The following is a 19707-nucleotide window of genomic DNA, read 5'->3' on the forward strand; positions in this document are numbered from 1 at the left end:
GATGCGCGGCAGTATCTTGCTGAAACGCCGGTTGCAACCCATGCTGACGCTGCGCTCCCTTTTCGGGATCCGCCGGCAAACGCCATGGATCTCCCCCGAAAATCGCCGTCATCCCAGCCGCCCGCCCCGGGCAGCCTGTCTACAATGCCCCACGTCCAGCCCGCCCAGCTTTCCGAGTTCGACCTGATCCGCCGCTATTTCACCCGGCCGGTACGCAAGGCCGCGCTCGGCGTGGGCGACGACTGCGCGCTGGTCGAGGGCCGTCCTGGCCACCACCTGGCGATCAGCACCGACATGCTGGTCAGCGGCCGGCATTTTTTCCCGGATGTCGCACCGCGCGCGCTTGGCCACAAGGCGCTGGCCGTGAACCTGTCGGACCTGGCCGCCATGGGCGCCGAGCCCCGCGCCTTCACGCTGGCCCTGGCCCTGCCGGAAGCCGAGCCCGAGTGGCTGGCCGAGCTGGCCGGCGGCATGCTGGCGCTGGCCGACGAGCACGGCTGCGAACTGGTGGGGGGCGATACCACCCGCGGGCCGCTGACGCTGTCGCTGACGGTATTCGGCGACGTGCCGCTGCGCGCGGCGCTGCGCCGCGACGCCGCCCGCCCGGGCGACGATATCTGGGTCTCGGGCACGCTGGGCGATGCGCGCCTGGCGCTGGGCGATTGCCGCGGCGAATGGCTGCTGCCCGAACCCGAATTCACCCAGGTCCGGCCGCGGATGGACACACCCACGCCACGGGTGGCACTGGGCATGGCCTTGCGTGGCGTGGCGCACGCCGCACTTGATATTTCAGACGGCCTGGTGGGCGACCTCGGCCATATCCTGTCGCGTTCGCAGGTGGGCGCGCTGGTCGATGTCGACGCCCTGCCGCGCTCGGCCGTGCTGGCCGGCCAGCCTGAGGCGATCCAGCGCGAATGCGTGCTGGCCGGCGGCGACGACTACGAGCTGTGCTTCACCGCGCCGGCGGGGCAACGCGACGCCATTGCCGCGATCGGCGAGCGGCTGGCGCTGCCATTGACGCGCGTCGGCGCGATCACGCCCGAGCCCGGGCTGCGGCTGGTCGACCGCGCCGGCAACCCGACCCGTTACGAGGGCGCCAGCTTCGACCACTTCGCCGCCCCCTGACACCGGGTCACAGGCATGTCATGATGCCGGCATCGGCGCCTGCGCGGGTACGGGAGTCCCGCACGCATTGCAGCGCAAGCCGGCCATAACCATAAGCCGTATCCGCATCACACGAGCCAACTTTGATGTCCACATTCCCTCCCGGGGCCGCGCCGCGCGACCCCGCCCTGACCCTGGAAGCCGGCCAGACCGTCAAGGTCACGCGCCCGAGCGCGCGCTTCATGCTGGCCCATCCGGCACACCTGATCGCCTTCGGCTTCGGCTCGGGCCTGTCGCCGGTCGGTCCCGGCACCGTGGGCACGCTCTACGCGTGGCTGTCGTTCGTGGTGATTTCGCTGTGGATCGAGCCCGCCACCTGGCTGTGGATCATCAGCGGCGGCTTCGTCGTGGGCCTGTGGGCGTGCGCCCGCACCGCGCGCGACATGGGCGTGCACGACCACGGCAGCATGGTCTGGGACGAGATCGTGGCGTTCTGGCTGGTGCTGGCCTTTGTCATGCCGACCGGCTTCTGGGGCCAGTTTGCCGCGTTCCTGTGGTTCCGGTTGTTCGATATCGCCAAGCCGGCGCCGATCGGCCACTATGACCGCACGTTGAAAGGCCCCGGCCTGCGCGGCGGCTTCGGCGTGATGTTCGACGACATCTTCGCGGCGTTCTACACGCTGCTGGTGTTTGCCCTGTGGCGTTCGTTCTGAGCGGCGCACGCCAAACTGATTCCCCCAAACAACCCCTGCACCCATCATGTCCGTCAGCCGCCTGCTCGACCAGCTCGCCATCCAGGCCGGCGTCGCCCTTGCCGACAAATCCCTGATGCTGGCCACCGCCGAATCCTGCACCGGCGGCCTTGTGGCCGCGGCCATTACCGACGTGTCAGGCTCGTCGGGCTGGTTCGAGCGCGGCTTCGTCACGTATTCCAACGAGGCCAAATCGACCATGCTGGGGGTGCCGGCCAAGCTGATCCGCGATCACGGCGCGGTCAGCGAAGAGGTCGCACGCGCGATGGCGGAAGGGGCGCTGCTGAACAGCCGCGCGCAGGTGTCGCTGTCGATCACCGGCGTCGCCGGCCCCAACGGCGGCACCCCGGAAAAGCCCGTGGGCATGGTGTGCTTTGGCTGGAGCAACCGCATCACCACCATCGTCGAGACCCAGCGCTTTCCTGGAGACCGCGCACAGATCCGTCGCCAGGCGGCCGAGCACGCGATGCGGGGCCTGGTGGAGTTGCTGCGCAACGAGGCCTGAAGACGATGCCGTCGCAAGCCGCTCAAACGAAAAACCGCGCCAGCAGGCGCGGTTTTTTTTCGTGCCGCGTGCGGCGCTCAGCCGTGGCGGTAGCGGTTGATGGTTTCCCGCGTCTGCAGCGCGACGTTGCGCGCCGCCGCCGCGAAGTCTTTCTCGCGGCTGGCGTAAAGGATGGCGCGCGATGAATTGATCATCATGCCGGTGCCGTCGGCGGTGCGCCCGGCCTTCACCGTGGCCTCGATATCGCCGCCCTGGGCGCCGATGCCGGGAATCAGCAGCGGCATGTCGCCGACGATCTGGCGCACGCGCGCAATCTCGTTGGGGAAGGTCGCGCCGACCACCAGGCCCATCTGGCCGGTGGTATTCCAGCGCTCGCGCGCGGCTTCTGCCACCAGCTGGTACAGCGGCTTGCCGTCGACCTGCAGGAACTGCACGTCCGAACCGCCCGGGTTGGAGGTGCGGCACAGCACGATCACGCCGCGCTCCGGGTAGGCCAGATAGGGCTGCATCGAGTCGAAGCCCATGTACGGGCTGACCGTGACCGCATCGGCCTTGTAACGCTCGAAGGCCTCCAGCGCATAGTGCTCGGCGGTCGAGCCGATGTCGCCGCGCTTGGCGTCCAGGATCACCGGAATGCCGGGGTGGGCATCGTGGATATAGTGGATCAGCTGCTCGAGCTGGTCTTCGGCGCGCTGAGAATGGAAGTAGGCGATCTGCGGCTTGAAGGCGCAGACCAGGTCCGCGGTGGCGTCGACGATCTCGCGGCAGAACGAGAAGATGGCGCCGCCGGCCCCCGTCAGGGACAGCGGCAGCTTGTGCGGGTCAGGATCGAGCCCGACGCACAGGAGGGAATCGTTGCGCTGCCAGGCGGCAGCCAGCTGCTCGGTGAAGGTCATGGGTACTCGGAATATCCTGGTGGCGCCGGCGCCTCATCGTGAGGCCATCGTTGGCCGATGGACGCGGCCGGCGCGGTTGGCCGCAGCGGCGTGAAAACCTTTCATCCCTGCAGCATATGTCGCTTTCGGCAATTTTACCCGCTGCGTGCTATCGTTTTGCGCTTCGTCGCAAAACAATGCGCGGCATCCCGCACAGCCGCGCCCCGTCATGTCTCTCGATCGCCGCGGTCTTTTCCTGCTTGTCGTGCTGACCCTCGCCTGGGGTATTAACTGGCCCATCATGAAAGTGGGCGTGGCGCACTTCCCGGCGCTGGGCTTTCGCCTGCTGTGCATGGCCGGCGGCCTGGTGGCGCTGGGGGTGGCGTTGCGGCTGCGAGGCGATTCGCTGGCCGTGCCGCGGCGCGAATGGGGCACGGTGGTCCGGCTGGCGCTGCCGAACATGGTGGTCTGGCACCTGTTCGCCATCTGCGCGGTCAAGCTGCTGTCGTCGGGCCGCGCCGCCATCCTGGGCTACACCATGCCGATCTGGGCGGTGGTCTGGGGCCTGGTGTTCTTCCGCGAGCGCATCGGCGCGTGGGCCTGGCTGGGCATCGGCTGCGCGCTGGCGGGCACGGTGCTGCTGCTGTCCGGCGAGTTCGCCGCGCTGACCGGCAGCCCGGCCGGCACGCTGCTGATGCTGCTGGCCGCGGCCGGCTGGGGCTTCGGCACCCAGCTGATGAAGCGCACCCAGACCGACGTGCCCATCGGCGCCATGACCTTCTGGATGCTGGCCGTGACACTGCCATTCCTGGCACTGGGCACGCTGCTGCTGGAAGACGGCTGGCGCATGCCCACGGCCATCGAATGGGCCGCGATCGCCTACAACGCGGTGGTGGTCTTCGCCTTCTGCCACCTGGTCTGGTTCGGACTGGCGCGCAGCCTGCCGCCGGTGGTGTCGAGCCTGTCGATCATGTTCATCCCGGTGGTCGGCGTGTTCTCAGGCATGTGGCTGCTGGGCGAGCAGCCGCACTGGCAGGACTACGCCGCGATCGTGCTGATGTTCCTGGCGCTGTCCTCGGTGATGCTGGCGCCGCTGCTGTGGCGCCGCCTGCGCGGCGTGCCGGGCTGAAACGCGCGGCCATGCCGGGGTCGCGGGCCGGCAACGGCGCGCGCCCGTCGCGGAGATTTCACTTAACAAGCCACCCTCCGTTGGGCTACACTCGCGGCCATCACAATCCCGGAGAAATTACGTGGGCAGTAGCATCGGGTGTTCGAGTTGCCGCAGCAACGCTGCGACCTCTGCGAATGCCATGTCACTGCGGGCTGCGTAACGACGACCCGCCCGGAGCATCCGGCTCCGCGCTTCGTCGGCCTTGCCCGCAGTCAGAACTGCGGGCGAGTGTCTTTCCATGCCACCGGCGGCGCCTCCATGCGCGCCCACCGTGGCGGATCTTCCCTCTCCCGGCTAGCCAGCCAACCCAGGCAAACGCCATCGCCTTGTCCGCCCTGCCCCGTGCAGCCGCCGGACAGCGCGATCACGCTTGCCCGTGGCCCGGCCTTGCGCGGCTTGCCGCCGGGCCATGACGGGGCATGACGCAATACCTGGGAATGCGGCGAGCCGCCTGCGCTTGTCTTCGCGCTTGTCTTAGTTTTTCGTCGCAATCAGCAATAAGGAATCCCGGGGATGATCAACCTGTTCGTCCTGCAAAAAGGCCGGCTTGCCCAGGAGCAGGTCGACGAGCGCAATGAGCTGCTGCAGCACAAGCCGATCTGGATCGATGTCGTCAATCCCGACGACGAGGAACTGAACTGGATCAAGGAAGCCTATGGCGTCGCCCTTCCTGAACTGGAAGACCTCGGCGACCTGGAAGCGTCCGCCCGCTATTTCGAGGGCGAGGACGAGAACATCCATATCCGCACCGACTTCCTGCTCGACGAGGAAGAGGTGTCGCGCAACGTGCGCGTGGCCTTCGTGCTGACCAAGGACGTCCTGTTCTCCATCCACGACGAAGACCTGCCGGTGTTCCGCCTGGTGCGGCTGCGCGCGCGCATGCGCCCGGGCTCGGTGCGCAACGCCAAGGACGTGCTGATGGACCTGTACGCGACCGACGCCGAATACTCCGCCGATTCGATCGAGGAAGTCTACGAGCGTCTGGAAGAAGCCAGCCGCCGCGTGCTGGCCGAGAACGTGACCGATGCCGCCGCGGCCGACGTGCTGGAAACCATCGCCCGCGAGGAAGACCTGAACGGCCGCATCCGCCGCAACGTGATGGACACGCGCCGCGCGGTGTCGTTCCTGATGCGCAGCCAGCTGTTGTCGGCCGAGCAGCAGGACGAGGCACGCCAGATCCTGCGCGACATCGACTCGATCGAGAACCACACCGCGTTCCTGTTCGACAAGATCAACTTCCTGATGGACGCCACCGTCGGTTTCATCAACATCAACCAGAACAAGATCATCAAGCTGTTCTCGGTGGTGTCGGTGGCGCTGATGCCGCCCACGCTGATCGCCAGCATCTACGGCATGAACTTCAAGTTCATGCCGGAACTGGACTGGGGCGCCGGATATCCGTGGGCGATTGCGCTGATGGCGGTGTCGGCGGCGATCCCGCTGGTGTATTTCCGCCGCAAGGGGTGGTTGAGCTGAGGCCGGCGGATTAATCGGGCAGCGTCGCCGCCCCCATCCGCCGCGCGATGATGCCCGCCTTGGCGCGGAAGTTCACGCGCACGTTGGCGCAGTATTCCTTCTTGTCGAAGCACTTGGGCGCCGGCAGCGCCGCGGCCAGGCGCGCTGACTGGCCCACGCTGAGCTTGTCGGCGCTGGTGCGGAAGTAGTGCTGCGCCGCCGCCTGGGCGCCGAACACGCCCTCGCCCCACTCCACCGAATTCAGGTAAATCTCGTAGATGCGCTGCTTGTCGAGCCAGAACTCGAGCATCCACGTGATGGCAAGCTCCTGGCCCTTGCGCAGGTAATGCTGCTCGGACGACAGGAACAGGTTCTTGGCAAGCTGCTGCGTGATGGTGGAACCGCCGCGCACGATGCGCCCGCGCTTCTTGTTGCGCTCCCAGGCGTCGAGCATGGCATCGAGCTCATAGCCGGGATGATTGACGAAGTCGGCGTCCTCGCTGGCGATCACCGCGCGCTTGAGGTTGCGCGAGATGCGGTCGTACGGCACCCACTGACGGTCGAGGCCGCAGCGCCACACATTGATGCCGCACAGGCGCCAGCGCTCGGCGCGCATGAAGGTGGTGGTGGTGGGATTGAGATACTGCCAGCTGGCGATCTGCACGAAGAAGTACAGCTGCATCGCCACCACCCCGGCAACCACGCAGCCCAGCAGGTAGCCGAGCCAGCGCACCGGATTGAAGACGGCGCCCGCCGGCGCCGCGTGGGTGCGGGCGGCACTGGCCGTGCGGTTGCGGTTTACCACGGCTGGCGGCGCCCCGGTCAGACCTTGCGTTCGGCCTGCAGCGCGGCGCGCAGCTCGGCCAGCACGGGCGCGGTGCGGGGCCGCACGCCGCGCCAGATATAGAAGGCCTCGGCGGCCTGCTCGACCAGCATGCCCAGCCCGTCGCTCACGCGCGCGCCGCAGCGTGCGGCGAACTGCAGGAACACGGTGGGCTCGGCGCCGTACATCATGTCGTAGGCCAGCACGCCCTCGCCCAGCAGGAACTCCGGCACCGGCGGCACTTCGCCCTGCAGGCTGCTGGACGAGGCATTGATCACCACGTCGACGGCCTCGTCCTCGGACAGGCCCTCGAGCGCATCGAGGCCGCCGCCCCACAGCTCGACGCCATACTGGTCGGCCGCCTCGACGAACGCTTCGAGCATGTCGCTGGCGCGCGACGCGGTGCGGTTGGCCACCACGATGCGCGACGGCCGGCACTCGATCAGCGGCAGCATCGCGCCCATCGCCGCGCCGCCGGCGCCCAGCAGCAGCACACGCTTGCCTTCGATCAGGGTGTCGAGGTTGTCCTGGATATCGCGCACCAGGCCGATGCCGTCGGTATTGTCGCCATGGATCAAACCCTCTTCGATCCACAGCGTATTGACCGCGCCGGCAGCCTCGGCGCGCTCGGTCAGGCGATCGGCCAGATCATAGGCCTCCAGCTTGAATGGCACGGTGACGTTGCAGCCGTAGCCGCCGTCGGCGAAGAACCGGCGCACGGTGTCGGCAAACCCGTCCAGCGGCGCCTCGAGGCGGTCATAGTGCACGGCCTCGCCGGTCTGGCGCGCGAAGGCGGCGTGGATCGACGGCGAACGGCTGTGCGCGACCGGGTTGCCGATCACCACATAGCGGTCGGCGCTGGCTTGGGAAGGGTCAGTGGATGTCATCAGCGTGCCTGCAAGCGGGTTTCCAGCCCGCTGCGCGAAAACTTGAAAGTGGAAATGACTTCGAGGATGTCCTGGCGCGACGCCATCTCGGCGGTAAAGGCGCCGAACGGCGCGGCCGCGCGCACGATCGCCACCGCCTGGCGGTCCAGCGCGGGATCGCCCGAGCTCTTGACCACGTCGATGGCGTCGACGTTATAGCCATCGCGGTTGTAGCCGAGCTTGCCCTGCCGGTTGACGTTGATCACGAGGATCAGCTGGCCGTAGAGCGGCTTGCCGTTGCGTTGCGGGAAGTCCGTGGTGCCACGCGCCTCGATCTTGCGGCGCAGCCGGTCGTAGTACTGCGCGTAGTCGACCGCCTGCGCGCTGGTGGCGGTCAGCTGGAAGCGCTTGGGCCGCTTGGCGTAGTGCTCCAGGTTGCGGCCGATCTCGGCTTCGAGCCGGGCCATCTCGTCGCTCGAGGTGCGCTCGTCCTGGCCGCGCTGCGGCGTGTCCTGGCGCTTCTCGCCCGGCTTGAGCGGCTGGTTGCGCACCGCCGGCGAGGCTTCGCGCGCCTGGGTCAGCAGGCGCTGCTGCTCCTGCTCCAGCTGCTCGACCCGGCGCTGCACCTGGCGCACCAGGTCTCCCTCCTGCGTCACGGTCTGCGCCGGCAACGGCGTGGTGGCACGCTGCAGGTCATGGTCGCCGCCGCCGTCGAGATTGGCCTGTGCCAGCGCGGTCGGGTTGCGCGGCTTCTGCGCCGACTTGGCATTGACCAGCACCACGTCCAGCGCGGCATCGCTGCGCTTGATCTCGAACACCTCCGGCGCGGCCACCCGCACCATCAGCAGCAGCGCATGCACGGCCACGGAAATGGCCAGCGCCCGGGCCAGCATACTGCTGTGGTGCCACCTGGCATGCCACCAGGGGCGGGAAGCGGCAAGAGTGGCGTTCACGATGGCTGGATGAGGGCTGGGGAGACAAGCGCGGCGGCAACCGCCGGTGCCGGCTGGCAGACCGGGGCACCGGGCCCCGGATCAGACCCGCATTGTAAGGGAGCCTCGCGGATTTCCGAAGGCTTCAGCCGGCCGCCGGGGTGCCGGTGTCGCGCTCGCCCGACGCCTCGCCGGCGTCTTCGCCGCCCGCCTCGGCCGGCGCTGGCTCCGCCACGCCGGCAGCCTGCTCGGCGGCTTGCTCGGCCGCGGCCTCGGCTGCGGCTTCGGCGGACAGTTCAGCGGCTTCCTCGTCGCTTTCCAGCTCTTCCTCGGGGACTTCGCCTTCACCGGCAAAGATCTCCAGCACCCGGCACGAGACCTCCAGCGTGATCTCGTCGGTCTCGCCGATTTCGAGCAGTACCTGGGTGCCGCGCTGCGCCTGCATCAGCTCGGGCACGCGCGTGACCAGCGGGATCTCGGTAAAGCGCACAGCGCCCTCCTTGAGCACCGTCGCCACCATGCGCTCGCGGTTTTCCTGCTTGAGCCAGCGCAGGCACCAGTAGCGCTCCATGGTCGACTGGTGGTCGGCATAGGCCGCGTAGGTCCCTTCGAAATCGGCCACCGCAGCCAGCAGGTCGGCGTCCTTGGGCTTGAACGGGGCCACCAGCTTGGCGGTCACGCCGTGCTGGGCGACCGCCAGGATCTGCCACTGGTTGACCAGGTCGACATAGCGGCGCAGCGGCGAGGTGCTCCACGCGTACTGCGCCACGCCCAGGCCTTCGTGCGGCGCCGGGTAGGTCTGCATCCGCGTACGGTGCATGCCCCAGGCCTTTTGCGTGCGGTAGATGCCGGGCACGCCGTTGTCGGCCAGCAGCTTGCCCCAGGTGCTGTTGGCCAGGATCATCATCTCGGCCACGATCTTGTCCAGCGGCGAGCCGCGCTTGCGTTGCTCGATGCGCACGCGCTGGCTGCCGTCGGCCTGGTCGTCCAGGTAGAAATTGAAGTCGGCGCGGTTGTGGGTCTCGGGACGCAGGCCGCTGGCCAGGCGCGCCTTCTGGCGCTCGTCGTAGAGGTAGCCGGCAAAGTGCCACAGCTGCGTCAGCGCGTCGCGGAACGGGTAGTCGCCGGTGCCTTCGGCGAGCGAGGCCTCGGTGATGATGTCGTCGAGCAGGTTGTGGCGCAGGTTGGCGGCGATCGGCACCATCTCGGCGCGGGTCTCGCTGGCGGTGACCAGCCACACCGTCGGATCCACCGTCACGTACAGCGACAGCGCCGGACAGGTACGCCCTTCCTGCAGCGTGTAGCGCTCCACCACCGGGTCCGGCAGCATGGTGATCTTGTCGCCCGGGAAGTAGACCGTCGACAGACGCTGGCGCGCGATCACGTCGAGCGGCTCGCCGCGGCGGATGCCCAGCGCCGGCGCGGCGATATGGATGCCGATGCGCAGCTTGCCGTCGGGCAGCGGCGTCACCGACAGCGCATCGTCGATCTCGGTGGTGGTGACGTCGTCGATCGAGAACGCCTGGACCTCTGCCAGCGGCAGGTCGGCGGGCGGCTCGGGCACGTCGGTATCAGGAAAGCCGGTGCCCTTGGGGAAGCACTCTGCGAGGAACTTGGCCTCGTGCAGCGCGCGCGCGCTGGCCACGCCGCCGGCTGCCACCATCAGCCGCATCGGCGACATGCCGAGCGCGGTGCAGGCCGCATCCATGGCCTTGTATTCCAGGCTGTTCTTGTCCGGCTTGAACAGCAGCTGCAGCACCTTGTTGCGGAACGATTCCGGCAGCGTCAGCGCCTTCAGCTGCTCCTCATATTCCGCCTGCACCAGCGCCTGCTGGCGCTTGCGCTCGAGCGCGGCCAGCGCGGCCTTGAGCTGGTCTTCGGGCGCGCGCTGGTAGCGGCCGCGCCCCTTGCGGCGGAAGTACACCGGGTTGCCGTGCAGCGCCATCGCCAGCGCCGCCTGCTGCACCGGGCCGGGCTCGGCCCCGTAGTAGTCGGCGGCCAGCTCGGCAAAACCGAACTCGGCCTCGGGCGCGCATTCCCACAGGAAGTCCAGGTCGATCTCGGCCACCATGTCGCCGGTCTGGCGCACCAGCTCGGGCGCCGACGGCTGCGCGAACTGCAGCAGCACGTCGCGCGACTTGACCTTGGTGCGCTTGCCGGCCGGCAGTTCCACCTGGTAAGCCTCGCCCTGCTGGTTCAGCACGGTGCCGGCGCGGATCTCGCCGCCTTCTTCGAACAGCAACTGCATCGATCGGTACTTTCAACTATGCGCGGAACCGCGCCGGGCGGCCCTGTGGCCAGCGCTGGAGCGGATCCTGTGGGAGAAATGGTGCCACCGCGCGCACCCCGCCATCGACGCGTGCGAACGGCAACGGCTGGGGGGCGTGTGTGCCTGCCGGTGGCCTGCCGGTGACTGGCAAAGACCCGGCCTGAGACCTGGCATGATACCGCACCCCGGTCCTGCCGCCCCCCGGCTCAGAGCGACATGCCGCCGCTGGCCTCGATTGCCACGCCGTTGACGTAGCTGGCGTCGTCGCTGGCCAGGAAGGCGTAGATGCTGGCAATCTCGGCCGGCTCGGCCAGCCGGCGCAGCCAGCATGACGACGTCATGCCGTCCAGCACCTTGTCCGGCACGGTCTGCAGGATCTCGGTATTGACGAAGCCCGGGCACACCGCGTTCACGCGCACGCCCTTGGGGCCCAGCTCGCGCGCCCAGGTCTTGGTGAAGCCGATCACGCCGAATTTGCTGGCGGCGTAGTTGGTCTGGCCGAAATTGCCGTACAGGCCGACCACGCTCGAGGCGTTCAGGATCACGCCCTTGCCCTGCTCGGTCATCAGCCCGGCCACGGCCTGCGCGCAGTTGAATACGCCTTTCAGGTTGACGTCGATGACGGCATCGAACTGGGCCTCGGTCATCTTGGCCAGGCGCGCGTCCTTGGTGATGCCGGCATTGTTGACGAGGATATCGACACGCTGGTGCGCGGCCAGCACGGCGGCGACCATGGCGTCGACCTCGTCACGGCGCGTCACGTCGACGCGGTAGGCCGATACGGTGGCGCCGGTGGCCGCCAGCCTGGCGGCGGCTTCTCGCACGCGCGCTTCCTGTACGTCGCACAGCACGACGATGGCGCCGTCTTCGGCAAAGCGCTGCGCGGTGGCAAAGCCGATGCCGGCGGCGGCACCGGTGATGATGGCAACCCGACCCTGCAGTTTCATCTCGTGGTCTCTTTCTTGGTTTCGGTAGTGTGTGTCGAAACAGGGCTTCGGTCTGTCGTCCGCATATATTTGGGATGCGGTACCGCCTCGGTCCCCGGGGATGGCCGCGACAGCAGGTCTGGCAGGAACACTTCTGTCACGAGCATGACGCCGCCGCCGCGCCGGAACACCGAACGCCGCGCGGTCAGCATCGGCACTGCCGCCATGGCCGGCAGCACGCGGTGCAGGGCCTGGCGCAGCGGATGGTGCGGCAGCAGCCGCGCAAACTGGAACGGCTCGCGCCGCACCGCCGGATCGACGAACAGGCGCCCGCCCAGCGGGCGTTCGCCCAGCCCGCGCAGGAACGGCCAGTCGCGGCGCGCATGGCGCAGCCGCACCACGGTATGGGCGAACACGGCGGGGATGTCGTCGCAGATCAGCAGCACCTCGCGCGTCAGCGCGGGGGTGCGGTCGGGCTGGCCCAGCGCCTGCCATTCGTCGGCAAACGGGCGCTGCGGCGCCTGCAGCAGCCGCGCCACGCGAAAGCGCGCGGAGGCGGCCACCAGCCGCGCCGTCAGCGAGCCGTCATCGCCGGTAACCCAGCGCCGCAGGTTGGGCGGGATCGCCGCATCGAAAGCCAGGTGCGGGCTCCAGCCGCAGCCGCGCACGGACTGCGCGCTCATGCCGCGCCGGCGCCGGCCGGCACCTTGCCGCCGGGACCATAGCCGCAGAAGGCGAGGACATCGTCGACGTAATCGGCAAATTCGCTGATGCCGTGGTCGCTGCCCTCGATCACGCGGATCTTCGCGCCGGGGCAGGCATCGACCATTTCGCGGTAATCCAGCACCTCGTCGCCGGTGGCGGCGATCAGGTAGTAGCGCTCGGGCCGGGTGATGGTGTCCACGCGCAGGTCCAGCAGCTCCTGCAGGTGGCGGCGTTCGACCGTGACCGAACCGCCGCCGTGCCACAGCGGCTGTTCGCCCAGGTAGCTTTCGAGATCGGTCCAGGGATGGATGGCGGGATTGAGCAGCACGGTCTTGCAGCCGTGCTGCTCGCCCAGCCAGCGCGCATAGAAGCCGCCCAGCGACGAGCCGACGATGGCGATGTCCTGGTCGCCGCCGGCTTGCGCGGCGCGGATCGCCGCCTGCGCCTGGGCCACGGCCAGCGCCGGCGAGACATTGAGCGTGGGGCAGGCGTAGTAGCGCCCCACGCCCCACTCGCGCATGCGCGCCTGCACCAGCTGGGCCTTGAACGATTGGGGCGAGGAGCGGAATCCGTGCAGATACAGCAGCATGGCGATGCGTCCGCTCAGCCCGCCGTGCGCTGGGCCAACGCGTCCAGCAGCTTCTGGTGCACGCCGCCGAAGCCGCCGTTGCTCATCACCAGCACATGGTCGCCCGGCTGCGCCGCGGCGCGCACGGCTTGCACCAGCGTGCCGAGGTCCTGGAACGCGGTGGCGGTGGCGCCCAGCGGCGCGAGCGCTTCGGCCAGGTCCCAGCCCAGAGCGTCCTTGCCCGCGGGAGCGCCATAGCCGAACACCAGGTCGGCCTGCTCCAGGCTGGCCGGCAGCTGCGCCTTCATCACGCCCAGCTTCATGGTGTTGGAACGCGGCTCCAGCACCGCCAGGATGCGGGCATTGCCGACGCGGCGGCGCAGCCCGTCCAGCGTGGTCTGGATCGCGGTCGGATGGTGGGCGAAGTCGTCATAGACCGTGACGCCGCCGGCCACGCCGCGCACTTCCATGCGGCGCTTGACGTTGGCGAAGCGCGACAGTGATTCGATCGCCTGCGCGGCCGGCACGCCGACGTGGCGCGCGGCGCCGATCGCGGCCAGCGCGTTCATGCGGTTGTGCGTGCCCTGCAGGTCCCACACCACCGTGCCGGCGACAGCGTCGCCGAACCAGACATCGAACGCGTCCTTGCCCGGCGCGGCCGGCGTGCGGGCCGCGTCGCTCTCGCGCCAGTCGCCGACGCCGAACTGCTCCACTTCACTCCAGCAGCCCCGCTCCAGCACGCGCGCCAGGCTTTCTTCCACGCCGTTGACGACGATCCGGCCCTGGCCCGGCACGGTGCGCACCAGATGATGGAACTGGGTCTCGATCGCGGCCAGATCCGGGAAGATGTCGGCGTGATCGTATTCCAGGTTGTTCAGGATGGCGGTGCGCGGGCGGTAGTGGACGAACTTGCTGCGCTTGTCGAAAAACGCGGTGTCGTATTCGTCGGCTTCGATCACGAAGAAGTCCGATTCTGTCACCCGCGCCGAGATGCCGAAGTTTTGCGGCACCCCGCCCACCAGGAAGCCGGGGTTGTAGCCGGCATCCTCGAGGATCCAGGCCAGCATCGACGTGGTGGTGGTCTTGCCGTGCGTGCCGGCCACCGCCAGCACCCACTTGCGCGCCAGCACGTGCTCGCCGAGCCATTGCGGGCCCGACACATAGGGGAGGTTGCGGTCGAGGATGGCTTCCATCAGCGGATTGCCGCGCGACACCACGTTGCCGATCACGAACAGGTCCGGCTCCAGCGACAGCTGGGCCGGGTCGAAGCCCTCGATCAGTTCGATGCCCTGGGCTTCGAGCTGGGTGCTCATCGGCGGGTAGACGTTGGCATCGCAGCCGGTGACGCGGTGGCCGGCCTGCTTGGCCAGCACCGCCAGGCCGCCCATGAAGGTGCCGCAGATGCCGAGGATATGAATATGCATGGGTTCCCGGAAAGACTTGAAGCCCGCAGGCGTGGGGATTCGGGCCCGGCGGCGCGGCGGCTGGTTTAGAGCCTTGCGGCGCGGCGGCGGCCGGGCAGGAAGCCTACGATTGTACCCGACCGCCAGCGCCGTTCGCTGCACTGCGGCAGCCCCACAGCGCGGGCGCGGACGCCTCCGGTATCATGGGGCATGAACCGACGTACCGCCCCAGACCCCACCCGCCTGCGCGAGGAAATCGCCCAGGCCGCCGCCCGCATGATCGCCGAGGATGGCGCCGACTACGCCACCGCCAAGCGCAAGGCCGCGCGCCAGGTGTTGGGCGAGCAACGCGTTCCGGGCGAATGGCTGCCCGACAACGAGCAGGTCGAGGCCGAAGTGCGCGCCTACCAGGCGCTGTTCCACGCCGACAGCCAGCCGCGCGTGCTGGCGCTGCTGCGCCGGCTGGCTGTGATGGCCATGCAGGACCTGGCGCCGTTCCGTCCTTACCTGGTCGGCGCCGTGCTAAACGGCACCGCCACGGAACACTCCGATATCTATTTGCAGTGTTTCTGCGACAGCGCCAAGGATGCCGCGCTGCACCTTATCAACGCGGGTGTCGACTTCGAGACCAGTGAGAGCCGCCACTTCGGCGGCCGCGGCGAGGTCGAGACCCTGAGCTTCCTGTGGAAAGGCCAGTGGCCCGACCGCCGCGAGACGCGGCTGCTGGCGGGCGAGGTCCGCGCGGAACTGGGTGCGCCAGTCGGCATCCATATAGCACTGTATGATGCCGTCGATGAACGCGGCGCAGTGCGCACGGATGCCTCAGGGCGCGCCGCCCGCGCCGACGTGCAGGCCGTGCAGGCGCTGCTCGATGCCGCCGACGCCGCCGGCAACGCCTGAAGCCACACCTTCTCTTTTACTGGTCAAGCCATTCCATGACTGAAACTGTCGCCCCACCCGCCCGCCGCTCGCGCCTCTGGCTGTGGATCGCTGTCGCCGTGGTTGCCTGTGCCGCCGGTGCGCTGGCCGGACATTTCGTGTTCTCGCCGAAGCCCGCCAGCGATGAGGCCGTCGAAACCCTGTTCCAGTCGCGCCTGCCGGATCCCGCCGGGGCAGAACTGGACCTCGGCAAATTGCGCGGCAAGACGGTGGTGGTCAACTTCTGGGCGCCGTGGTGCGGGCCTTGCGTCGAGGAAATGCCCGAGCTGACTGCCCTGCATGAGGAGCTCAAGCACCGCCAGGTGGAATTTGTCGGGATTGGTATCGATTCGGCGGCCAACATCCAGCAGTTCACCAAGAAAGTGCCGGTTTCCTATCCGCTGGCCGTCGCCGGCTTCGCCGGCACTGACCTATCGCGCAATTTCGGCAACAGCGCCGGTGGCCTGCCCTATACCGTGGTCATCAATCCGGATGGAACGGTGAAATATCGCAAGATGGGGCGGGTGACCGCGGACGAATTGCGTGCCGTGCTGCCGCGCGCCTGAGCACTTCTTCCGCCAAAATCAGCGAATTACGACCTTTCTTGATGGATTTAGCTCAGACGCGGATCCTTTCGGCGGGAAAGTGCTTGAAGCGACGCCGAACGCGTGCCCCGGGCCGGCAAGCCCTGTATGGCGTGCTAGACAAATCCCTCTAAGCTACGGTAATCTCCGCGCAATTTCGTTGATCTGGTCGAGCCGCCGTGACTGCATCCCGCTCTATCCGTCGCTCACCCCGCTACCGCAAGGTGCTGGTCCTGCATGGGCCTAACCTCAATCTGCTGGGGACGCGCGAGCCGGAGACCTACGGGCACACGACGCTGGCCGATATCGACGCGGCCCTGGCCGAACGTGCGGCGAAGGCCGGCATGTCGCTGCAGACGTTCCAGTCCAACCACGAGGGTGCACTGGTGGACCGGGTCCACGCCGCGCGCGCGGAAGGGATCGAGTTCATCATCATCAACCCGGCTGCCTACACGCATACCAGCGTGGCACTGCGCGATGCGCTGGCCGGCGTGGCGATCCCGTTCGTCGAGGTGCACCTGTCGAACGTGCACCGTCGCGAAAGCTTCCGGCACCACTCGTACTTCTCGGACGTGGCGGTCGGAGTGGTCTGCGGGCTGGGCTGGCAGGGTTACCTGCTGGCGCTGGACTATGTACTGGGCCAGGAGCAGCCGCCACCCGAGAGTTCGGGGAGCTGAACCCCAAGGATTTTTTCGACAACCTGCGCGCGCCGCCCGGCGGCCTGCGCCCGTTGGCGTGCCTCGGCACGGCGGGCGCCGGATTCCGGTGGCCGGCACAACGATTGCTCCGCCAGGCCCGTCCCGGGCAGCGGTGGAAAACCCGATTCAGGAGGATAAAAAGATGGACCTGCGCAAGCTGAAGACGCTGATCGACCTGGTGGCCGAGTCCGGCATCTCCGAGCTGGAAGTCACTGAAGGCGACGGCAAGGTACGCATCGTCAAGCAACCGCCGCAAGTCGTCGCCGCGCCGATGGCGATGCCGCAGATGCAGGCCCTGCCCGCCGCCGTGCCGGCCGCTGCCGCCCCCGCCAGCGCCGCCGCACCGGCTGCCGAGCCGGTTGCACAGCTGCCCGCCGGCCATGTGGTGACCTCGCCGATGGTGGGCACGTTCTACCGCGCCCCGTCGCCCGGCGCCGCGCCCTTCGTCAACGTCGGCGATGCGGTCAAGGAAGGCCAGACCGTCTGCATCATCGAAGCCATGAAGCTGCTCAACGAGATCGAGTGCGACAAGGCCGGCGTCATCAAGGAAATCCTGGTCGAGAACGGCCAGGCCGTGGAATACGGCCAGCCGCTGTTCGTCATCGGCTGATCCTGACCGGCATGCTGGGCCCAGTGCCGGCGGCGGCCGCGCAAGCGGCCCCTCGCTGCCCTTCCCGGGCGGCATGCCACGGCGCTTCCCGCGCCAGGGACGTTGTGGGCTTCGCGGCCCGTTCCGTGCAGTTCCATGCAGTTCCCGCAGTATCGCGGCCCGGGTGGCCACAGGCCATCACGGAGCGCGCCCGGCGTGCCCTTGCGCCACGCAGCGGGACAGCTACTGTTCTTCTCGCAGAGAGAGACCATGTTTGAAAAAATTCTGATCGCGAACCGCGGCGAAATCGCTCTTCGCATCCAGCGCGCCTGCCGCGAACTGGGCATCAAGACGGTCGTGGTGTACTCCGAGGCCGACAAGGAGGCCAAGTACGTGCGCCTGGCAGACGAAGCCGTCTGCATCGGCCCGGCCCCGTCGCCGCTGTCGTACCTGAACATGCCCGCCATCATCTCGGCCGCCGAGGTGACCGATGCGCAGGCCATCCACCCGGGCTACGGCTTCCTGTCCGAGAACGCGGACTTTGCCGAGCGGGTGGAAAAGTCTGGCTTCGTCTTCATCGGCCCGACCGCAGACAGCATTCGCCTGATGGGCGACAAGGTCTCGGCCAAGCAGGCCATGATCAAGGCCGGCGTGCCGTGCGTGCCCGGCTCGGACGGCGCGCTGCCCGACGACCCCAAGGAAATCCTGGCGACCGCGCGTCGCGTCGGCTACCCGGTGATCATCAAGGCCGCCGGCGGCGGCGGCGGCCGCGGCATGCGTGTGGTGCATACCGAAGCCGCGCTGATCAACGCCGTCAACATGACGCGCGAAGAAGCCGGCCGCGCCTTCGGCAATCCGGAGGTCTACATGGAGAAGTTCCTCGAGAACCCGCGCCATGTGGAAATCCAGATCCTGGCCGACCAGCACAAGCAGGCCATCTGGCTGGGCGAGCGCGACTGCTCGATGCAGCGCCGCCACCAGAAGGTGATCGAGGAAGCCCCCGCGCCGCATATTCCGCGCCGCCTGATCGAGCGCATCGGCGACCGCTGCGCCGAGGCCTGCAAGAAGATGGGCTACCGCGGCGCCGGCACTTTCGAATTCCTGTACGAGAACAACGAGTTCTACTTCATCGAGATGAACACGCGCGTGCAGGTCGAGCACCCGGTCACCGAGATGATCACCGGCATCGACATCGTGCAGGAGCAGATCCGCATCGCCTTCGGCGAGAAGCTGCGCTTCCGCCAGAAGGACGTGCAGTTCCGCGGCCACGCCATCGAATGCCGCGTCAACGCCGAGGACCCGTTCAAGTTCACGCCGTCGCCGGGGCGCATCACCGCCTGGCACATGCCCGGCGGCCCGGGTGTGCGGGTCGACTCGCACGCGTATGATGGTTACTTCGTCCCGCCCAACTACGATTCGATGATCGGCAAGATCATCTCCTACGGCGCCACGCGCGAGCAGGCCATCGCCCGCATGCGCATCGCGCTGTCGGAAATGGTGGTGGACGGCATCCAGACCAACGTGCCGCTGCACCGCGAGCTGATGATGGACGCCAACTTCGTCGAAGGCGGCACCAGCATCCATTATCTCGAGCATCGGCTGGCAGAACGCGCGAAGGCCTGAGCACCGGTCTGAGCAACCCGCAGCAACAGAAGGAAGCCCGTGGCATTTCAGGAATGTGTGATCGAAGTGGCGCAGGACCAGGCCGAAGCCTGGTCTGACGCCCTGTTCGACCTCGGCGCGCTGTCGGTTTCGGTGGAAGACGCCGACGCCGACACGCCCGACGAGCAGCCGCTGTTTGGCGAGCCCGGGCTGGAACCGAAGCAACTCGCGTGGAACCGCTCGCGCGTGGTCGCGCTGTTCGGCGACGACGCCGACCCGGCCGTGGTGGTGGCGGCCGCCGCCAACCAGCTGGGCATCGACCCGGTGCCGCCGTACCAGCTGCGCGCTGTCGAGGACCAGGACTGGGTGCGGCTGACGCAGTCGCAGTTCGAGCCGATCCGCGTGGGCGAGCGCATCTGGGTGGTGCCGTCGTGGCACGACGCGCCCGAACCCGACGCCGTGGTGCTGGAGCTCGATCCGGGCCTGGCCTTCGGCACCGGCAGCCACCCCACCACGCGGCTGTGCATGCAGTGGCTGGAGCAGAACCTGACGCCGGGCGAAACCGTACTCGACTACGGCTGCGGCTCCGGCATCCTGGCGATCGTCGCGCGCAAGCTGGGCGCGGGCGACACGGTCGGCATCGATATCGATCCCAACGCGGTGGAAGCGTCGCGCTACAACGCCGAGCGCAACCACGTCGAGGCATCGTTCGCGCTGCCGGAATCGGTGTCCGATGCCAGCTACGACCTGGTGGTCGCCAACATCCTGTCCAATCCGCTCAAGCTGATGGCGGCCATGCTCAGCGCGCGCGTGCGCGCCGGCGGCCGGCTGGTGCTGTCCGGCGTGCTGGAGCGCCAGGCCGAGGAAGTCGCCGCGGCCTACGCGCCCTGGCTGCCGCTGACGGTGTGGCGCAGCGAGGAAGGCTGGGTCTGCCTGCACGGCACCCGCCCCTGATTCCGCCC

At 68.3% G+C, this 19707-nt stretch carries 20 protein-coding genes; 11 read left to right on the top strand and 9 right to left on the bottom strand.

The genetic code is table 11. From position 1 onward, the window contains the following. Positions 1-144: 144 nt before the first annotated feature. The 3 genes from thiL (at position 145) to RALTA_RS12795 (ending at position 2361) form a co-directional block, all read left to right on the top strand. Positions 145-1125, top strand: a complete 981-nt coding sequence (gene thiL, locus RALTA_RS12785; protein WP_012353855.1) for a thiamine-phosphate kinase — start codon at positions 145-147, stop codon at positions 1123-1125. Between the two features lie 125 nt (positions 1126-1250). After that, positions 1251-1817: a phosphatidylglycerophosphatase A family protein gene (locus tag RALTA_RS12790; RefSeq protein WP_025583837.1), complete on the top strand. Its 567-nt coding sequence runs from the start codon at positions 1251-1253 to the stop codon at positions 1815-1817. Between the two features lie 46 nt (positions 1818-1863). After that, positions 1864-2361, top strand: a complete 498-nt coding sequence (locus RALTA_RS12795) for a CinA family protein (protein WP_012353857.1) — start codon at positions 1864-1866, stop codon at positions 2359-2361. A gap of 77 nt (positions 2362-2438) precedes the next feature. Here the strand turns inward: RALTA_RS12795 and pyrF are convergent, their stop codons facing one another. Then, entirely contained in the window at positions 2439-3257 is an 819-nt protein-coding gene (gene pyrF / locus RALTA_RS12800; protein WP_012353858.1) for an orotidine-5'-phosphate decarboxylase, read from the bottom strand. Between the two features lie 208 nt (positions 3258-3465). Between pyrF and RALTA_RS12805 the strand changes: the two genes are divergently transcribed. After that, entirely contained in the window at positions 3466-4365 is a 900-nt protein-coding gene (locus tag RALTA_RS12805; RefSeq protein WP_012353859.1) for a DMT family transporter, read from the top strand. Between the two features lie 555 nt (positions 4366-4920). Beyond that, positions 4921-5883 carry a magnesium/cobalt transporter CorA gene (corA, locus tag RALTA_RS12810; protein WP_012353861.1) on the top strand — a complete coding sequence of 321 codons (963 nt, stop codon included), beginning with the start codon at positions 4921-4923 and terminating at the stop codon, positions 5881-5883. 10 nt (positions 5884-5893) lie between these two features. Here corA and mtgA read toward each other — a convergent pair whose 3' ends face one another. From mtgA to mpl, 8 genes are all read right to left on the bottom strand, one after another. Continuing rightward, positions 5894-6595 carry a monofunctional biosynthetic peptidoglycan transglycosylase gene (mtgA, locus tag RALTA_RS12815; protein ID WP_041232379.1) on the bottom strand — a complete coding sequence of 234 codons (702 nt, stop codon included), beginning with the start codon at positions 6593-6595 and terminating at the stop codon, positions 5894-5896. Between the two features lie 89 nt (positions 6596-6684). Continuing rightward, entirely contained in the window at positions 6685-7572 is an 888-nt protein-coding gene (aroE, locus tag RALTA_RS12820) for a shikimate dehydrogenase (protein WP_012353863.1), read from the bottom strand. Further along, the gene (locus tag RALTA_RS12825) at positions 7572-8504 is read right to left on the bottom strand and encodes an energy transducer TonB (RefSeq protein ID WP_012353864.1); all 933 of its coding nucleotides are present in this window, start codon (positions 8502-8504) and stop codon (positions 7572-7574) included. The genes aroE and RALTA_RS12825 overlap by 1 nt, the downstream gene beginning before the upstream one ends. 124 nt (positions 8505-8628) lie before the next feature. After that, a complete protein-coding gene (locus RALTA_RS12830) occupies positions 8629-10731 on the bottom strand; it encodes a ribonuclease catalytic domain-containing protein (RefSeq protein WP_012353865.1) in 2103 nt (700 codons plus the stop codon). Positions 10732-10958: 227 nt separating this feature from the next. Next, on the bottom strand, positions 10959-11699 hold the full coding sequence (gene fabG / locus RALTA_RS12835; RefSeq protein ID WP_012353866.1) for a 3-oxoacyl-ACP reductase FabG: 741 nt from the start codon (positions 11697-11699) through the stop codon (positions 10959-10961). Next, entirely contained in the window at positions 11696-12361 is a 666-nt protein-coding gene (locus tag RALTA_RS12840) for a chorismate--pyruvate lyase family protein (protein WP_012353867.1), read from the bottom strand. Before RALTA_RS12840 ends, fabG begins: the two co-directional genes overlap by 4 nt. Beyond that, the gene (locus RALTA_RS12845) at positions 12358-12972 is read right to left on the bottom strand and encodes a YqiA/YcfP family alpha/beta fold hydrolase (RefSeq protein WP_012353868.1); all 615 of its coding nucleotides are present in this window, start codon (positions 12970-12972) and stop codon (positions 12358-12360) included. The genes RALTA_RS12840 and RALTA_RS12845 overlap by 4 nt, the downstream gene beginning before the upstream one ends. A 14-nt stretch (positions 12973-12986) precedes the next feature. Continuing rightward, positions 12987-14375, bottom strand: coding sequence for a UDP-N-acetylmuramate:L-alanyl-gamma-D-glutamyl-meso-diaminopimelate ligase (gene mpl, locus RALTA_RS12850; RefSeq protein ID WP_012353869.1), 1389 nt, complete (start codon positions 14373-14375; stop codon positions 12987-12989). A 189-nt stretch (positions 14376-14564) separates the two neighbouring features. Here mpl and RALTA_RS12855 point away from each other — a divergent pair, with 189 nt between their 5' ends. The 6 genes from RALTA_RS12855 to prmA all read left to right on the top strand — a co-directional run bounded on the left by RALTA_RS12855 (position 14565) and on the right by prmA (position 19699). Further along, positions 14565-15254, top strand: a complete 690-nt coding sequence (locus RALTA_RS12855; protein WP_041232199.1) for a hypothetical protein — start codon at positions 14565-14567, stop codon at positions 15252-15254. Positions 15255-15289: 35 nt separating this feature from the next. Continuing rightward, positions 15290-15838, top strand: coding sequence for a TlpA family protein disulfide reductase (locus tag RALTA_RS12860; protein ID WP_012353871.1), 549 nt, complete (start codon positions 15290-15292; stop codon positions 15836-15838). Positions 15839-16035: 197 nt separating this feature from the next. Then, the gene (gene aroQ, locus RALTA_RS12865) at positions 16036-16533 is read left to right on the top strand and encodes a type II 3-dehydroquinate dehydratase (RefSeq protein ID WP_012353872.1); all 498 of its coding nucleotides are present in this window, start codon (positions 16036-16038) and stop codon (positions 16531-16533) included. A 163-nt stretch (positions 16534-16696) separates the two neighbouring features. After that, a complete protein-coding gene (accB, locus tag RALTA_RS12870; RefSeq protein ID WP_012353873.1) occupies positions 16697-17164 on the top strand; it encodes an acetyl-CoA carboxylase biotin carboxyl carrier protein in 468 nt (155 codons plus the stop codon). A 249-nt stretch (positions 17165-17413) separates the two neighbouring features. Continuing rightward, positions 17414-18766 carry an acetyl-CoA carboxylase biotin carboxylase subunit gene (gene accC / locus RALTA_RS12875; RefSeq protein ID WP_012353874.1) on the top strand — a complete coding sequence of 451 codons (1353 nt, stop codon included), beginning with the start codon at positions 17414-17416 and terminating at the stop codon, positions 18764-18766. Between the two features lie 39 nt (positions 18767-18805). After that, positions 18806-19699 (top strand): 50S ribosomal protein L11 methyltransferase, encoded by an 894-nt coding sequence (gene prmA, locus RALTA_RS12880; protein ID WP_012353875.1) that lies wholly within the window; start codon positions 18806-18808, stop codon positions 19697-19699. Positions 19700-19707: the final 8 nt, after the last annotated feature.

It is taken from the genome of Cupriavidus taiwanensis LMG 19424 (genome assembly GCF_000069785.1).
GTDB lineage: Bacteria > Pseudomonadota > Gammaproteobacteria > Burkholderiales > Burkholderiaceae > Cupriavidus > Cupriavidus taiwanensis.

What these genes read in the sequence shown, in the direction of transcription:
- thiL (WP_012353855.1), top strand. Translation starts at nt 145, where the DNA reads ATGCCCCACGTCCAGCCCGCCCAGCTTTCCGAGTTCGACCTGATCCGC.
- RALTA_RS12790 (WP_025583837.1), top strand. Translation starts at nt 1,251, where the DNA reads ATGTCCACATTCCCTCCCGGGGCCGCGCCGCGCGACCCCGCCCTGACC.
- RALTA_RS12795 (WP_012353857.1), top strand. Translation starts at nt 1,864, where the DNA reads ATGTCCGTCAGCCGCCTGCTCGACCAGCTCGCCATCCAGGCCGGCGTC.
- pyrF (WP_012353858.1), bottom strand. Translation starts at nt 3,257, where the DNA reads ATGACCTTCACCGAGCAGCTGGCTGCCGCCTGGCAGCGCAACGATTCC.
- RALTA_RS12805 (WP_012353859.1), top strand. Translation starts at nt 3,466, where the DNA reads ATGTCTCTCGATCGCCGCGGTCTTTTCCTGCTTGTCGTGCTGACCCTC.
- corA (WP_012353861.1), top strand. Translation starts at nt 4,921, where the DNA reads ATGATCAACCTGTTCGTCCTGCAAAAAGGCCGGCTTGCCCAGGAGCAG.
- aroE (WP_012353863.1), bottom strand. Translation starts at nt 7,572, where the DNA reads ATGACATCCACTGACCCTTCCCAAGCCAGCGCCGACCGCTATGTGGTG.
- RALTA_RS12830 (WP_012353865.1), bottom strand. Translation starts at nt 10,731, where the DNA reads ATGCAGTTGCTGTTCGAAGAAGGCGGCGAGATCCGCGCCGGCACCGTG.
- fabG (WP_012353866.1), bottom strand. Translation starts at nt 11,699, where the DNA reads ATGAAACTGCAGGGTCGGGTTGCCATCATCACCGGTGCCGCCGCCGGC.
- RALTA_RS12840 (WP_012353867.1), bottom strand. Translation starts at nt 12,361, where the DNA reads ATGAGCGCGCAGTCCGTGCGCGGCTGCGGCTGGAGCCCGCACCTGGCT.
- RALTA_RS12845 (WP_012353868.1), bottom strand. Translation starts at nt 12,972, where the DNA reads ATGCTGCTGTATCTGCACGGATTCCGCTCCTCGCCCCAATCGTTCAAG.
- mpl (WP_012353869.1), bottom strand. Translation starts at nt 14,375, where the DNA reads ATGCATATTCATATCCTCGGCATCTGCGGCACCTTCATGGGCGGCCTG.
- RALTA_RS12855 (WP_041232199.1), top strand. Translation starts at nt 14,565, where the DNA reads ATGAACCGACGTACCGCCCCAGACCCCACCCGCCTGCGCGAGGAAATC.
- RALTA_RS12860 (WP_012353871.1), top strand. Translation starts at nt 15,290, where the DNA reads ATGACTGAAACTGTCGCCCCACCCGCCCGCCGCTCGCGCCTCTGGCTG.
- accB (WP_012353873.1), top strand. Translation starts at nt 16,697, where the DNA reads ATGGACCTGCGCAAGCTGAAGACGCTGATCGACCTGGTGGCCGAGTCC.
- accC (WP_012353874.1), top strand. Translation starts at nt 17,414, where the DNA reads ATGTTTGAAAAAATTCTGATCGCGAACCGCGGCGAAATCGCTCTTCGC.